This window comes from Nitrosospira sp. Nsp2, from assembly GCF_003050965.1.
Lineage (GTDB): Bacteria > Pseudomonadota > Gammaproteobacteria > Burkholderiales > Nitrosomonadaceae > Nitrosospira.
On record NZ_QAOU01000004.1, the window covers coordinates 168,067 to 182,986 of the forward strand.

Consider the following 14,920-nt stretch of genomic DNA (forward strand, 5'->3'; position numbering starts at 1 on the left):
AGGAACAACATGAACGAGGGAAAAATTGTCCAGTGTATTGGCGCCGTGGTGGACGTCGAGTTTTCGCGCCAGGAAATGCCCAAGGTGTATGACGCGCTCGTGCTTGAGGGAACCGAACTGACGCTCGAAGTGCAGCAGCAATTGGGAGATGGCATAGTGCGAACAATTGCGCTTGGGTCTTCAGACGGCCTGCGTCGCGGCATGATGGTCACGAATACCGGCAACCAGATTCAGGTTCCTGTAGGCACCAAGACCTTGGGCCGGATCATGGATGTGCTTGGCAGGCCAATCGATGAGATGGGACCGGTGGGTGCCGAAAAGACAATGTCGATCCACCGCAAGGCGCCGGCATTTGACGAGCTTTCCGCATCCACTGAACTGCTGGAAACGGGTATCAAGGTCATCGATCTCGTTTGCCCCTTCGCCAAGGGCGGCAAGGTCGGATTATTCGGCGGGGCTGGCGTGGGTAAGACCGTCAACATGATGGAATTGATCCGCAACATCGCTATCGAGCACAGTGGATTCTCGGTATTTGCCGGAGTGGGCGAGCGGACCCGGGAAGGCAACGACTTCTATCATGAAATGAAAGAATCGAACGTGCTGGACAAGGTGGCGCTGGTTTACGGGCAGATGAACGAACCCCCTGGGAACCGGTTGCGGGTGGCATTGACTGGTCTGACCATGGCCGAGTTTTTCCGCGACGAAGGCCGCGACGTGCTGCTTTTTGTCGATAATATCTACCGTTTCACCCTGGCGGGTACCGAAGTCTCCGCCTTGCTCGGTCGGATGCCATCCGCGGTGGGTTATCAGCCGACATTGGCGGAGGAGATGGGACGCCTGCAGGAGCGCATCACTTCAACCAAGTCCGGCTCCATTACGTCCATTCAGGCGGTTTATGTGCCCGCGGACGATTTGACCGATCCTTCGCCTGCGACCACGTTTGGCCACCTGGATGCAACGGTGGTGCTGTCGCGAGATATCGCTTCGCTCGGGATCTATCCCGCCGTCGACCCGCTCGATTCGACTTCCCGTCAGCTTGATCCTCTTGTGGTCGGCGAGGAACATTACTCGACCGCACGCGCAGTGCAGCAAACGCTTCAGCGCTATAAGGAATTGCGCGATATTATTGCCATTCTGGGCATGGATGAACTTTCTCCTGAAGATAAGCTTGCGGTTGCGCGGGCGCGCAAGATTCAGCGCTTCTTGTCGCAGCCGTTTAACGTCGCCGAAGTGTTTACCGGCGCGCCGGGTAAATACGTTTCGCTTAAAGAGACGATCAAGGGTTTCAAGGGCATCGTTGCCGGAGAATACGATCACTTGCCGGAACAGGCATTTTATATGGTTGGCGGCATAGACGAAGCGGTCGAAAAAGCCAAGACGTTACAATAGACAAGATCATCCGGCTTGAGTAACAGCAAGCCGGCGATAATGATGAATGGGAACTAAAATGGGCGTGTTTCACGTTGATATCGTCAGTGCGGAGGAGTCGATTTACTCCGGACCGGCTGAATTTCTGGTCGCGCCCGCCGAGGGCGGCGAAGTGGGCATCTACCCGCAGCACACGCCCATGTTGACACGTATCAAGCCGGGGTCTGTGCGTATCAAAGCGCCGTTGAAAGAAGAGGAACTGATTTATGTTTCCGGCGGCATGCTCGAAATTCAACCGGATGTAGTGACAATTCTGGCCGATACTGCTGTGCGCGGAGCCAATCTGGATGAAGCAAAAGCGAGCGAAGCCAAGAAACGGGCGGAGGAAGCCATGAAAGACCGATCTTCCGCCATGGACTACGCGCGGGCTCAGGCGGAGCTGGCCGAAGCGATCGCGCAGCTGGCGGCGATTCAAAAACTGCGCAAACGCGGACATTAACTATCCGCGTTCGGTAAAGGGCGGCCTCGACCGCCCTTTTTTATTGCTATGCCCTGATCGCTGAATGGCGTCTCGCATCGTAGATGGAATACTTGCAGCTGTGTCTCCTTCGCGAACGCCCAACATGCTGTCGCCTTGGCTTCGTGGTCCGCGATGTGATAAATTATCGTTATCCAAGCCGCTGGTTTGAAGCTGTCAATGCTCTTGCTTCTTCCGGCAATTAGCGCGCCGCAGGCGCGCCTGCGACAAAAGAACGCCGCGGTCACGAATCTCTAATTAGCCCTCATTGATGTGTCCAAACTGAATATCGTTATTCTTGCTGCCGGACTTGGCAAGCGCATGCATTCGGCGCTGCCTAAGGTGCTGCATCCGCTGGCAGGTAAACCTCTCCTTGCGCATGTGCTCGGTGCGGCGCGGGCTTTATCTCCCCAGCAAATATGCGTGGTGTACGGTCATGGTGGGGAAGCTGTGCCGAAAGCAGTTGACGGTGAAGGTCTGATATGCGTGCGGCAGGAACCGCAATTGGGGACCGGGCATGCGTTAATGCAGGCGCTGCCACATCTCGACGAGGAGGGGGCGACCCTTGTGTTATATGGGGACGTCCCGCTCACCAGCATTGAAACCCTGAAAAAACTCATTTCGACGGCAGCGGGAGAAACTTTCGCGCTGCTAACGGTGGAGCTCACCAACCCTTCCGGCTACGGGCGAATTGTGCGGAACGACAGGGGCGCGGTAATCGCCATTGTCGAGGAAAAAGATGCGACTGAATCCCAGCGTAAAATCCGTGAGATAAACACCGGCATCATGGTAATTCCAAACCGGTACTTGCCCGGCTGGCTGCATAAGCTGGAAAACAATAACGCTCAGAAAGAGTATTACCTTACCGATGTGGTCGCAATGGCGGTAAGAGATGGCATAACGATAGAGGCAACGCAGCCGGCGCATGATTGGGAAACCACCGGCGTCAACAGCAAAGCGCAACTTGCCGATCTTGAGCGCATCTACCAGGGGGAGTACGCGAGGAAATTACTGGAGCAGGGTGTGACCTTGGCCGATCCGTCTCGCATCGATATTCGCGGTCAACTTTCGTGCGGCAGGGACGTAACGATAGACGTCGGCTGTATCTTCGAGGGTGATGTGCAGCTGGGCGACCGCGTGAGAGTGGGCGCTTACACAATACTGAAAGACGCCACGGTCGAAGCCGGGTCCGCGATCGCTCCCTTCAGTCTGATCGAAGCCGCTGAAATCGGCAAGGACTGCCGTATCGGTCCCTATGCCCGCATTCGACCCGGAACCCGGCTTGACGACGAGGTTCACATCGGCAACTTCGTTGAAGTCAAGAATAGCGCCATTGCAGCCGGCAGCAAGGCCAACCATCTGAGTTACATTGGCGATGCGGTGATTGGCAGGCGCGTAAATATCGGCGCGGGAACCATCACCTGCAACTATGATGGCGCGAATAAGCATCAGACCATCATCGAAGACAATGTTTTTGTCGGTTCAGATACTCAACTGGTCGCGCCGGTCAAGGTCACGCAAGGCTCTACCATTGGCGCCGGCTCGACCATCACCCGGGATACGCCGCCCGAGACCCTTACCCTGTCGCGCGCGAAGCAAATGAGCATTGAGGGATGGAAGCGCCCTGTGAAAAAACCGAAAAGCTAGAAATGCAGCGCAGGGCGGACAGCCTTTTAACCATCTTTGTACTCCTCGCCGAACGGCGGGGAAGGAGCTAATTCATGTGCGGAATAGTTGGTGCGGTCGCGAATGGCAATATCGTTCCCACCCTGCTTGAAGGTCTGCGGCGGCTGGAATACCGCGGGTACGACTCCGCGGGCATCGCCCTCAACAACGGCGGATTGCATCGGTTGCGTACCACCGGGCGCGTTGCCGAGCTAAGCAAGCTGGCCGACGAGCAGAGCGCCAGCGGCGAGGCCGGCATCGCCCACACTCGCTGGGCTACCCACGGCGCCCCGTCCGAACGCAACGCTCACCCACATTTTTCCGGCGAAGCGTCGAAAGTGGCGGTAGTGCACAACGGCATCATCGAAAATCACGAGATGCTGCGCCAGCGTTTGCAAGACGAGGGTTACACGTTCACCTCAGATACCGATACGGAGGTCATCGCTCACCTTATCTCTTCGCATCTCAAGGAAAATCCGGATTTATTCGAGGCCGTGTGCCGTGCGGTTGGCGAGTTGCAGGGCGCGTACGCAATTGCTGTCATGGAGGAAGCGCGGCCGGAACGTATCATCGTCTGCCGCAACGGCGCCCCGTTATTGCTTGGGTTGGGTGACTCCGGCAATTACGCGGCCTCGGACGCTTCGGCGCTGCTACAGGTGACGCGGCGCATGATCTATCTGGAAGAGGGCGACGTGGCTGAAATACGCCGCGACGGGTACCGCATTGTCAACTGTTTTCACGCCAACGCGCGCCGGGAAGTTTCACGCAGCGTGCAGCAGAGCGAGCTGACCAATGAAGCGGTAGAAATGGGACCTTATGCCCATTTCATGCAAAAGGAAATATTCGAGCAGCCGGGCGTGGTGGCGAACACACTCGAAATGGTTGTCAATGCTCAGTCTATTTCTCCGCGACTGTTCGGTAGCGAAGCGGAGAACATTTTCAACAATACCAAAAGCATTCTGATACTTGCGTGCGGAACCAGTTATCACGCGGGGCTGGTAGCGCGCTACTGGCTGGAAACGGTGGTGGGGATACCTTGCAATGTCGAGATTGCAAGCGAGTACCGTTACCGGAATCCGGCGGTGGGGCCCGACACGCTGGTGGTGGGCATCTCCCAATCCGGAGAAACGGCCGACACTTTGGCCGCCCTCAGCTACGCCAGACAATTGGGGCACCGCTACAGCCTTGCTATCTGCAATGTGGCGGAAAGCGCGATTGTGCGCCAGGCGGACCTGCGGTTTCTTACCCGCGCCGGCCCGGAAATCGGCGTCGCCTCCACCAAGGCATTCACCACCCAGTTGGCTTCGCTGATGCTGCTCACCATGACGTTGGCCAAGCTCCGCAATAAATTGTCGGTCGAGCGCGAGCGCGATATGATCGTTGCGCTGCGGCATCTGCCGGTTGCGCTCCAGCATGCGCTCCAGGTTGAGTCGCAGGTGAAAGCATGGGCCGAACGGTTTTCGGAAAAACGTCATGCGCTGTTCCTGGGGCGTGGCATGCACTACCCCATCGCTCTTGAAGGTGCGCTCAAGCTCAAGGAAATTTCCTACATCCATGCCGAAGCCTACGCGGCCGGCGAGTTGAAGCACGGCCCGCTGGCGCTGGTGGACAAGGAAATGCCGGTGGTCGCCATCGCCCCCAACGACACCCTGTTGGAAAAACTCAAATCCAATTTACAGGAAGTCCGCGCCCGCGGCGGCGAACTGTACGTTTTCGCCGATGCCGACTCGCATATACAGGAAAGCGAGGGCGTCCATATAATCCGCCTCGCCGAACACGCGGGACTACTCAGCCCCATCCTCCACACCATCCCCCTGCAATTGCTTGCCTACCATGTCGCTCTGCAAAAAGGCACCGATGTTGATAAGCCGCGAAATCTCGCCAAATCTGTCACTGTGGAATGATCATTTCCTGCGGTAGCCGGATGTCATCGGTATTGGGCGCGTTAATGTTGGTCTGTCCACAAAAAATATGTCTAAGCGGTCAGCACCTTCCGTTCCTGTAACCTGCTTTTTGGCCTTGACGTCAAAGAATAGGGTTTTTCAATAAATATGAACAAAACAGCGGATGGAATTAGCGTCAAAAAGAAAACGGGGGGCAGAATCATCCAGAACATTAGCGAACCGTCCTGAACGGGTGGGTACACTTTACTCAGCAGCAAAAAAATCGCTTTTAGCGAAAGACCGTGAATAAGGTAATAGGAATAGCTCATGTTGCCGAGCCATCGTAGCGGGGAACTGCAGAAAATTCGGCTGGTAAGGCGGGAGAACAGGAAGCACTCAAGACAAAAAACAAAAAACAAGATATAAAGCAAGGCGTATTTCCACCATCCATTCGTACCAAGGTCGCTTAAAACCACAGCAACGCCAATGGCTAGAAATAAGGCAGGCAATCCTATTGGGGGGAGGTCTCGAATCGATTTGCTCTCAAGAAATTCGTAGACGAGTATGCCAGGAATGAACATAAGCAGTCCGATAGGGCCGCCATATAACGAGAAATAGCCGAAACCAATTACGGAAACTATTAAAAAAAATAATAACCGATACTGAGAGCGCCATGATCTCATGCATAACGCGGTTATCAATATGGGAATGACAAGATAATAAAAAAACTCATAACTCAATGACCACGCCACCGCAATGATGGGTGTGACGTCAAACAATCCGGGCAGGAGCAAGTAGTTCTGGCCAATAAAAATCGCAGCGTCGCTTAGATCTCCAGGGATCTTTGATTCCGCGGGGAACGCCATCGATAACGCAAGATAAATAATAAAAACGACAGTAAATGTCGGGTATATCCGCTGAATTCGCCTCGCTAAATAATTCTTGAAGGGTCTTGGTTTCTCGATCAGCATGCCATAAATCAGAAATCCGCTTAAAACGAAAAACAAATCAACGCCTAAGTTTCCGATGCGTCGGAGATGTTCCGCAGTCTGGGCTGCTGCAGAGTGTTGAAGTAGCCAGGGATCTATCAACGTAACGTAATGAACAAGGAAAACGAGAAACACAGCAAAGCCGCGGATCCCTTCCATAGATCTTATGGTTTTGTGGCTGGCATGGGCCACCTCGAATGTAATCTTGATCCAATCCGTAATCGACCTCATGGCAGATTCCCTGGAATCGGTTTCGATTTATTATTCCAGTCTGTGGCGACAGTTATGATGATGAATTTAGTAAAACAAAATTTCCAGCGCTCTTGCGCCTGAAGGTAAACGGCCCTGACAAATCGGACTTTAGTATTCATTCAGGAAGGGTTGAATGCTCGTCGAAATATTCTTTTCGATGGTACCAGTCAATGCAGAAGTGCCCAGAGGAATGATGGGATACAAAAGGGGACAGTAGGACGGAGAGCCAATAACGGCTCTCTACACCTTATCGGTACTTTACCCTGCCCACTGTTGATTCGGATTTTCTAGTGTCGTTGATTGCGACGAACATCCGTGATTACGCGGCCCCATCCTCCATATCATTGCCCTGCAATGACTTGTGTATCATGGCGCTCTCCAAAAAGAAAGGCGCCGATTTCGTTACGCCACGGGATTTCCCGAAATTGCGATCGTGGAGTAGTTTGGAGTTCGTATGAAGTTATTCCAGGTATTAAACCACGATACTTCAAGTTTCCCTCGTTTCTTACTACGTGCTATACAGCGTAATCAGAAAAATCACGAAGCGATAGCCGAGCAAAATAGTTGCAACGGCTGGGGCTAGTATTGCGATTTTAATTGCTCGCATAATGCCGTTCCCTCCGTAGACTCTCCCCGTAGCGATGTACAGGTACACGGCGCAGGCGGCAAGGTTTAAGAGGGACAAAACGTTGTCCATTGGAGCCGAATTCAGACCGGCCCCCCCGAACAACACGTCTACGGCGGCAATAGTGATGCACACGCAGAATAGTAGCAGCAGGAAAGTATAGAGGTGTAGCGAAAAAACGATATGGGCAACGAACGGCCGCCTTGCCCGAAAAAACATTACCGGCAGCAGGAGGGTGAACGGGGCTACCATCAGGATAATAAGAGATTTTGCATTGGTTACTACTGCTTCATTAAAAATGGGTGCGTAGGACTCCATTGTCATGTGCATTGTTTCGAGGTGGTTCGAAACCAGCCGTTGCGCAAGGATACTCCAGTCCTGGTTATAAAGATGGGAGTCAAGCTGGGAGGAGACGATGTTTGTGTTCGTCAACGACTGCATCGCGAAGAAGATCACGTTTGCAACTAAAAACAGCGGGATCGGCCCTGTGTAAGGCATACGTTGTCCCTGCACATACGCTAGCGTCAGCAGGCCGGGGCGTCTCACCAAATTTCGAAAACTGCGAATGAGACGGCTGTCTATGCTGCTAAGAGCATGGAAAAATTGCCTGAATAGGCCCCGGAGCTTGAGGTCATCCTCGTTCAGAGGACGTTCACCGCATGTCGGGCAAAAGGGTGTGAGAACTTCATTATGGCACGTGGGGCAAGTCCACGGCATCGCTCCTGCGAGGGGTTCCCGGCCGCGTTGGAGCGATGCCTTGCTCCTATTCGCCCGATGTACAACCTTTCGTCGCATTGCCATTACCTCAGGCCGGGTCGGGGTTGGATAGCCTGACGAGCTTGTTTCGCTGCTAGTTTATCCAGACAGCTTAACCGCGGTCTATGGCCCCCCGCCCTCCGCGACCGTTTCTCCCGTTCTACGTTCTACCTTTAACAGAAACCAGGAGCCTGATCTGTGGATTTGGTACGTCGCTTCTAAAGTTTTCAGGATAAACCTCAACCATTGGTCCGTCCCCAGGTAAAAGCCCCGAGCCCGGAAACCAGGAACGATAAATGTGATCGCACGTATTGAATAAATCGGAAACAGGGCCTTCATGTACGAATTCAGCGTAATCGCTTCCGGGTACGGTAATAATGTCCAGGCCATCCGGAACGTTTTTTGGGCTGGAAACCTGAATACACGCGGCGTAGCGGACACACCCGAGCTTGCCTGAGCGGGAGACAACGCCCATTGCCGGGCCACAGCTATTTGATATTTCCGGGATTCTCGACTGGAGCCTTGTCCAAAGAGAGGGAATAAGCTCTTTATCTCTGGGCATTTCAATGTCTTCACTCAGCCCTGCGCAAGTCAACGAACTGATGCTTAGCAGTCTTGGTTCCATATTGGTTCCCACTCCTTCACCGGATTGGTTACGACACTTGCGCTCGGCTCCGCGCTCAGTCGCGGTCAATGTGAGGGCGAGTAATATTTACCGATCATCTCTTTCGTTCACGCTACCGACCCATACAGATCAACCAACGCCTGCCTGGCTCGCGTGTACCGCAAATGTGGTTCAGGCGCTCCAGGCACTTTGCTCCAGAAATGTGTGCAGGTAATGCACCGCGTCGTCACCGGTATGCCCATACCGGACCTTTGCGTCGTAGTACATCGCTACAATGGCAGACACGCTGTCCTGATAAATTCCGAATCCGTCCACGTCGGCGTCGCGAAAAAAGAAGGTTCCTTCCATTGCAGCCACATCTTCGGATAACTGGCCTTTGCCCTCACGATCGTCAGCCTCAAATTCATGTACATGATCGTCTTGCATCAGGAAGTCATCCGATACCGTGAATTCGCCCCTTACCTCAATGGCGTGAATCAGGCACGACAATAACAGGATCAGCTTTCTTTTACCGATTCCTGCGACCTCTTCCCTCGCCTGACATCGCACGTAATCCTCTGAATAAAGTAGCTTGTCGTTCACCGCGTCAATCATGGCGTCTTCCATGGCAAAGAAGAACCACGCGTACCCCGGTTCGACCACCGTAACAACAGTGTTGTCCGTCTTGAGCTCGGCGGAAATAGTTCGAACCCGCTCCGCGTGCTTGCGTTGGTCGGCACAAAGCAAGACGTAGTATCGGGTGAGGCGCTCACCGTAGACTTTTTCTGCTCGCGAAATATCGGCTTTTATCTTCTCTAATAAATCAACATCCCCTTCATGTTCATCAAACGACTCGACCCGCAGGACGATGTACCGCTCCTCCGCGTCGGAGATCCTTTCGCTTGAATATCGGACGACGATGTCCGCGCCTGGACCGTGTGCACCACAAGGGCTATGGACGTCATAGCGGAGCGGCACGTATTTTTTGAAGGCGGCAAGTATCCGTTCGGTTTTTTCTAAGAAGCGGGGACACAACTCGTCAGCCTGCTTCAGATCACGAAATCCCTCTGTCTCCTCAGGCTCCGCCTGCGCATAGCGAACGAGTTCTTCCAGAACGGTTGCTGGCGTAACTAGACCCTGAAAGTGCATGTCTTACACCTCACACTTAACGCAATGTACAAGCGAAATGCTTGCTGGACGGGGACATTCTGCTCGTCGAATGCTGGAAGCGCAATGCCGATGCAGCGGATTGGTGCTGATAAGAATAGTGTGCTAAACAGGAATGGTCAGCCGGATACTTGCAAAGTCCCGTAGTTTTATGAGCTAACAATGTGGGGGCTTCACTATTATTCATACCGCAGCGCCTCGACCGGCCTCAAAGCGGCCGCTTTTCTCGCCGGATAAAAGCCGAAAAATATACCAACCGCGGAGGCAAAGGCGAACGCCAAAGCGACCATGCCCAATGTGATCACCACCACCATATCCGTCGCGAGACTTACTGCCCACGCGCCGCCGATGCCCAAGGCAACACCGATGAGACCGCCGAGGATGCAGATAACCAGGGCCTCCAGCAGAAATTGCGCGAGGATGGCGCGGCGGTTGGCCCCGATGGCCATGCGAATGCCTATTTCACGAGTTCGCTCGGTTACCGATACAAGCATGATATTCATGATGCCAATGCCACCCACCAGCAGAGATACGGATGCAATGGCCCCCAGCATGATCGACATGACCTTCGCGGCCCCCGTGGCTACGGCGGCAAGCGCGGCCATGTTCCGCACCGTGAAATCGTTTTCCATTCCCTCTGTGAGCCGATGGCGCTGGCGCAAAAGCCGATTCATTTCGGTCTCGGCCTCATCCATGACCTCTACAGATTGTGCCTGCGCCATCATGAAACGTATCGTTCCGGGAAACTGATTGCCGAAGACTTGGCGCTGGCCGGTTGTGAGGGGGATGAACACCGCATCATCCTGGTCGCGGCCATCCAGGCTTTGCCCTTTTGCGGTAAGCACGCCCCCCACAAGGAAAGGGCTATTCTTGATGCGTATGGTCCTGCCGGTCGGGTCTTCATCCCCAAACAGGTTTTCTGCGGTCACCTGGCCAAGAATTACCACCCGCGTTCCGGAACGCACGTCAGCTTCAGTGAACAAGGCGCCATTCTCTGCTGCCCAGTCGCGTACGACGAAATAGTCGGGTGTAACCCCGGTCACGCTGGTGCTCCAGTTATTCGCCCCGTAATTCAGTTGCGCGGTTCCCACGTTGATCGGCGCGGTTGCCTTTATCGAAGGGAGATGGGCGATGGCCAGCGCATCGCCCATCGTCAGTGTCTGCACCGCTCCAGCGCCGGACCGCAGCGCCCCTGAAGAGGTGGCGCCGGGAACGACCATCAGCAGATTGCTGCCCATCGAACTGATTGCCTGATTCACGGTGGTCTGCGCTCCTTGACCTACCGCAAGCATCAACACCACAGCGGCGACGCCGATGATCATGCCAAGCATGGTCAGGGCGGTGCGGAGACGGTTGAGCCGCAATGCTCGCAGCGCTTCCCCGATGACCGCGAGAAGGCTCATGCCGCCCGAATCTCGTCATGCACGATTCGCCCGTCCTGCAAACGAACCAGCCGCTGGGTATAGGCGGCAACGTCGTCTTCGTGGGTCACGAGCACGACCGTGATGCCGTGTTCACGGTTGAGTGTCTGAAAAATCGTCATGATTTCTCGGCTTGTCTGGGTGTCGAGATTACCGGTGGGCTCGTCCGCCAAAATGAGCGGGGGATTATTTATCAAAGCACGGCAAATAGCCACGCGCTGCTGTTGCCCTCCTGAAAGCTGGTTGGGCTGATACGTGGCAAATCTCGCAAGGCCGGTCTGATCCAACAGGGACAGCGCCCGTTTGCGGCTTTCGGCGCGGCTCACACCCGCGTAGAGTAGCGGGGTCGCGACGTTGTCCAGCGCCGACATGCGTTTCAGAAGGTTGAATCCCTGGAAGACAAAACCAATGTTGTGATTGCGCACACGCGCCAGTTCATCATCCGAGAGGGATGCGATGTCGCGTCCATCCAGCCAGTAATGCCCGCTGGTAGGAGTGTCAAGGCAGCCGAGCATATTCATCAGAGTCGATTTCCCTGAACCCGAGTGCCCCATGATTGCAACGAATTGGCCGCGGGGAATGACGAGATTCACATCGAAAAGCACTTGGCTGTTGACTGAGGTGCCCGTGCTGCCGCTGGTGTCCAGGCTGTAAATCTTGGAAAGGTTTTCGACCTGGATCAGGCAATCTTGAAGAGTCTGGCGCTGAGGTGACGACATCAGAACATTCTGAACTTAAGTTTACTACCGGATTTGTCTTTGTCTCCGGCATCGCGGACGACCACTTTATCGCCCTCCCTGATTTCGCCCTCGACGAGTTCGGTAAAGGTGTTATCCGTAATACCGGTCTTTACATGGATGGGGGCAGGCTTGCCACCTTCCAGCAGATAAATCGCGTGTTTACCTGGTTGCCGTGGAGCGGGCTTCCCACTATCCACGTCTTCGCCCGGCTTGTAGCGCAGCGCGGCATTGGGGACCCGCAGCACGTCTTTTTTCTGATTAACAGCAAAACGCACATTGGCGGTCATACCGGGCAGCAACGCGCCGTCATCATTGGGTACCGCGACAATGACGTTGTAGGAGACGACATTTTGCTGGATGGTGGGATTGAGGCGCACCTGTTTTACCGTGCCGGTAAACTCACGTTCCGGAAACGCGTCCACAGTGAAATGTACTGTCTGGTCGAGACGGAGATGACCGATATCGGCTTCCGCGACGCTTGTATCGATCTGCATCTGGCTCAGGTCCTTGGCGATCTGGAACAGCGTGGGGGTCTGGAAACTCGCTGCTACGGTTTGCCCGATATCCACGTTGCGCGCAATCACCACTCCCGAAATGGGCGAGCGGATAACGCTGTAGTTGAGATTCGTGCGATCGCGCGCGAGTTGTGCCCTGCTCGATGCATGCTGGGCTTGGGTTGCGTGCAGTTGTTGTTCGAAGTCATTAAGCGCGTCGGGAGAAATGAAGCCCCGCTCACTGAGCGCGCGGTTGCGTTTCATCTTATTTGTTGCCAGCTCAAGTGCGGCCTGGGCACTCGCCAAGTTGGCTTCCGACTGTCGCAATTGCGCCTGAAACAGCGATGGATCGAGTTCAACCAGTATTTGTCCAGCCTTGACCTCGTCGTTGAAATCAACGTGAAGCCTGTACACGGTGCCGGAGACCTGTGTACCGACGTTGACCAGCACGACGGGGTTAAGCGTGCCATTCGCGGATATGCCTTGTACGATATCGCCCCGGTCGACCGCTTGCGTCTTGTATCGCTCCTGCCGGGAGTCAGGCTTCGATGTCCAGTACCACAGCCCAGCAGCCGCAAGCAGCAGCAATAAAATCAGGGTGAGTACCCGGCGGCGCGAATTAAAGGCCATACCTGAATGAGGAGCTCCGGCTACCCGGCGGGACAAAGATGAAAGAGATGAAAGAGACGAAAGCCGGAATGTTACCTGAGTATGAGCTATTTATGAAATTCGCACAGCCGAGGGGGTACGCCGCGCCAGGACTGGCGCCCCGGCACGGTCTGGCCTGCAGCCATATTTGAAGAAGAGCTGCTCGAAAAAAGGGTTTTTTAACGCGCACCGTATTGTTATTATTTTATTTCGACTTGGCCTGATCGGCAGCCAGTTCGCGTAATTCCCTGAGACGCGCTTCCGCGCTGGAAGCCTGATAAAAGTCAGCGTCGCTGTTTCTCAACGCAATCTGCAGTTGTTCAACCGCAGCGGAATAATTGCCCTGCCGCGAATAAACTTCCGCCAGCGCGCGGTGCTGCGCAATTAGATTTCCTGACGCTTCGTAGCTTTGGGCCTGTAGCATATAAAGGCGTATGTCATTCGGGGCGAACCGCAACTGCTGGTTGATAAACTCGAGCGCCGCCTCAGCACCGGCATTCCGCAAAAGCGCATCCACGTAGTCATAGAGCAGGGCTCGGTGCTGTGGAAATGTTTGCAGAGCTTCCTTGTAAATGTCAAAGGCCTCGTCCTTCTGTCCGGCGGCGAGTTTGACGCGTGCCGCGAGTGTTTCGATCATGGCATTCGACTGGGACGTTTTGCGTTCAATACGGATGGCCTTGCCCAGGCGGTGATTCTCCAGCGGAGTCTTATCCGCGCTGTCCGACTCAAGACTTTGGTAAAGCTTCGACAATTCGCTGTCGGCGCGCGTGTAGTCCCGTGCACGCAACAGTGCATGGATGAGGCCAAAGCGTTCCACGGCCTCCTTGCTGTAACGTTTCTCTCGCAGCGCGGCATCGAAGTATTTGACCGCATCAAGCGGCTTTTCAGTCAAAGCCCGCAGCTTCGCGCGGACCAGCTGGAAATCCAGGCTATCGGGCACTTGCCGGTAGGACATGCTCTGCGTCCGGTTTTCGATATCGGCGATGCGTTCGTAGGTAATAGGGTGCGTACGCAGGTAGGAGGGCGCGCCATTTTCGTGAAAGCGCGAAACCTTTTGCAAACGCTCGAAAAATTCCGTCATCCCGTTTGGGTCGAGTCCCGCGCTGACGAGTATGCTCAGCCCGATGCGGTCAGCTTCTTTTTCATGGTCACGAGTGAAATTGAGCTGGGACTGAATCTGGGCGGCCTGGGATCCGACCAGAACAGCCTGGGCAGCCTGCGGATTGGAGCGCGACGCCAGCACGGCCAGCGCTACCGCCGCCAGGGATTTCAGCATATTGTACTTTTGACCGGCGATCATGCGCGCGAGATGTTTCTGGGTGACGTGCGCAATTTCGTGCGACATCACGCCAGCCAGTTCCGATTCACTTTGCGACGCAAGGATAAGCCCGCTATTAAAGCCCATGAAGCCACCGGGGAGTGCAAATGCATTAATAGTTGGGTCGTGCAAAGCAAAAAACTCGAATTCCTGGTCCGGGTGAGCCTCATTGGAACCGAGAATCAGCTTATTTCCGAGATTGGCAAGATAGCCCGCTACTTCGGCGTCGTCCATATAGCTGCGGTCGGCGCGAATCTCCGACATGATCTTAAGGCCGAGTTCTCGTTCCTGGCGCGGGGAGATCGTAGTCTGGGATACGTCGCCCAGTTCCGGCAACTCTGCGGCCGGAACCGGTGCCGCGAATAGCATGGGCAGAATAGCCAAAAAGGGGCGGAACTTCATGTCGATAAGATAGCAATCCGCGGGCGAAGTTCCACTTTGCCGGGTGGAACTGCCGAGATGGGAATGACTCG

12 protein-coding genes are annotated in these 14,920 nt (G+C 54.7%); 4 read left to right on the plus strand and 8 right to left on the minus strand.

Annotated elements, in window-relative coordinates; translation table 11 throughout:
• Positions 1 to 9: 9 nt before the first annotated feature.
• The 4 genes from atpD to glmS all read left to right on the plus strand — a co-directional run bounded on the left by atpD (position 10) and on the right by glmS (position 5,454).
• Positions 10 to 1,389 (plus strand): F0F1 ATP synthase subunit beta, encoded by a 1,380-nt coding sequence (gene atpD / locus C8R31_RS10645; RefSeq protein WP_107694045.1) that lies wholly within the window; start codon positions 10 to 12, stop codon positions 1,387 to 1,389.
• 58 nt (positions 1,390 to 1,447) lie between these two features.
• Complete coding sequence (locus C8R31_RS10650) at positions 1,448 to 1,867, plus strand: F0F1 ATP synthase subunit epsilon (protein WP_107694046.1); 420 nt, start codon at positions 1,448 to 1,450, stop codon at positions 1,865 to 1,867.
• A 291-nt stretch (positions 1,868 to 2,158) separates the two neighbouring features.
• Complete coding sequence (gene glmU, locus C8R31_RS10660) at positions 2,159 to 3,532, plus strand: bifunctional UDP-N-acetylglucosamine diphosphorylase/glucosamine-1-phosphate N-acetyltransferase GlmU (protein ID WP_219907513.1); 1,374 nt, start codon at positions 2,159 to 2,161, stop codon at positions 3,530 to 3,532.
• A 74-nt stretch (positions 3,533 to 3,606) separates the two neighbouring features.
• Positions 3,607 to 5,454 carry a glutamine--fructose-6-phosphate transaminase (isomerizing) gene (glmS, locus tag C8R31_RS10665; protein ID WP_107694048.1) on the plus strand — a complete coding sequence of 616 codons (1,848 nt, stop codon included), beginning with the start codon at positions 3,607 to 3,609 and terminating at the stop codon, positions 5,452 to 5,454.
• A 71-nt stretch (positions 5,455 to 5,525) separates the two neighbouring features.
• On the opposite strand, the gene C8R31_RS10670 is transcribed toward glmS, so the two are convergent.
• The 8 genes from C8R31_RS10670 to C8R31_RS10705 form a co-directional block, all read right to left on the minus strand.
• Positions 5,526 to 6,653 carry an acyltransferase gene (locus tag C8R31_RS10670; RefSeq protein ID WP_107694049.1) on the minus strand — a complete coding sequence of 376 codons (1,128 nt, stop codon included), beginning with the start codon at positions 6,651 to 6,653 and terminating at the stop codon, positions 5,526 to 5,528.
• Between the two features lie 529 nt (positions 6,654 to 7,182).
• Positions 7,183 to 8,100, minus strand: a complete 918-nt coding sequence (locus C8R31_RS10675; RefSeq protein WP_308811269.1) for a DUF3667 domain-containing protein — start codon at positions 8,098 to 8,100, stop codon at positions 7,183 to 7,185.
• A gap of 115 nt (positions 8,101 to 8,215) precedes the next feature.
• Positions 8,216 to 8,680, minus strand: a complete 465-nt coding sequence (locus C8R31_RS16785; protein ID WP_107694051.1) for a GyrI-like domain-containing protein — start codon at positions 8,678 to 8,680, stop codon at positions 8,216 to 8,218.
• A 171-nt stretch (positions 8,681 to 8,851) separates the two neighbouring features.
• The gene (locus C8R31_RS10685) at positions 8,852 to 9,808 is read right to left on the minus strand and encodes a hypothetical protein (protein WP_107694052.1); all 957 of its coding nucleotides are present in this window, start codon (positions 9,806 to 9,808) and stop codon (positions 8,852 to 8,854) included.
• A gap of 197 nt (positions 9,809 to 10,005) precedes the next feature.
• Positions 10,006 to 11,229 (minus strand): ABC transporter permease, encoded by a 1,224-nt coding sequence (locus C8R31_RS10690; RefSeq protein WP_107694053.1) that lies wholly within the window; start codon positions 11,227 to 11,229, stop codon positions 10,006 to 10,008.
• Entirely contained in the window at positions 11,226 to 11,966 is a 741-nt protein-coding gene (locus C8R31_RS10695) for an ABC transporter ATP-binding protein (RefSeq protein WP_107694054.1), read from the minus strand. The genes C8R31_RS10690 and C8R31_RS10695 overlap by 4 nt, the downstream gene beginning before the upstream one ends.
• A complete protein-coding gene (locus tag C8R31_RS10700) occupies positions 11,966 to 13,111 on the minus strand; it encodes an efflux RND transporter periplasmic adaptor subunit (protein WP_107694055.1) in 1,146 nt (381 codons plus the stop codon). Before C8R31_RS10700 ends, C8R31_RS10695 begins: the two co-directional genes overlap by 1 nt.
• A gap of 223 nt (positions 13,112 to 13,334) precedes the next feature.
• Positions 13,335 to 14,831 carry a M48 family metalloprotease gene (locus C8R31_RS10705; RefSeq protein WP_308811270.1) on the minus strand — a complete coding sequence of 499 codons (1,497 nt, stop codon included), beginning with the start codon at positions 14,829 to 14,831 and terminating at the stop codon, positions 13,335 to 13,337.
• Between the last annotated feature and the right edge of the window lie 89 nt (positions 14,832 to 14,920).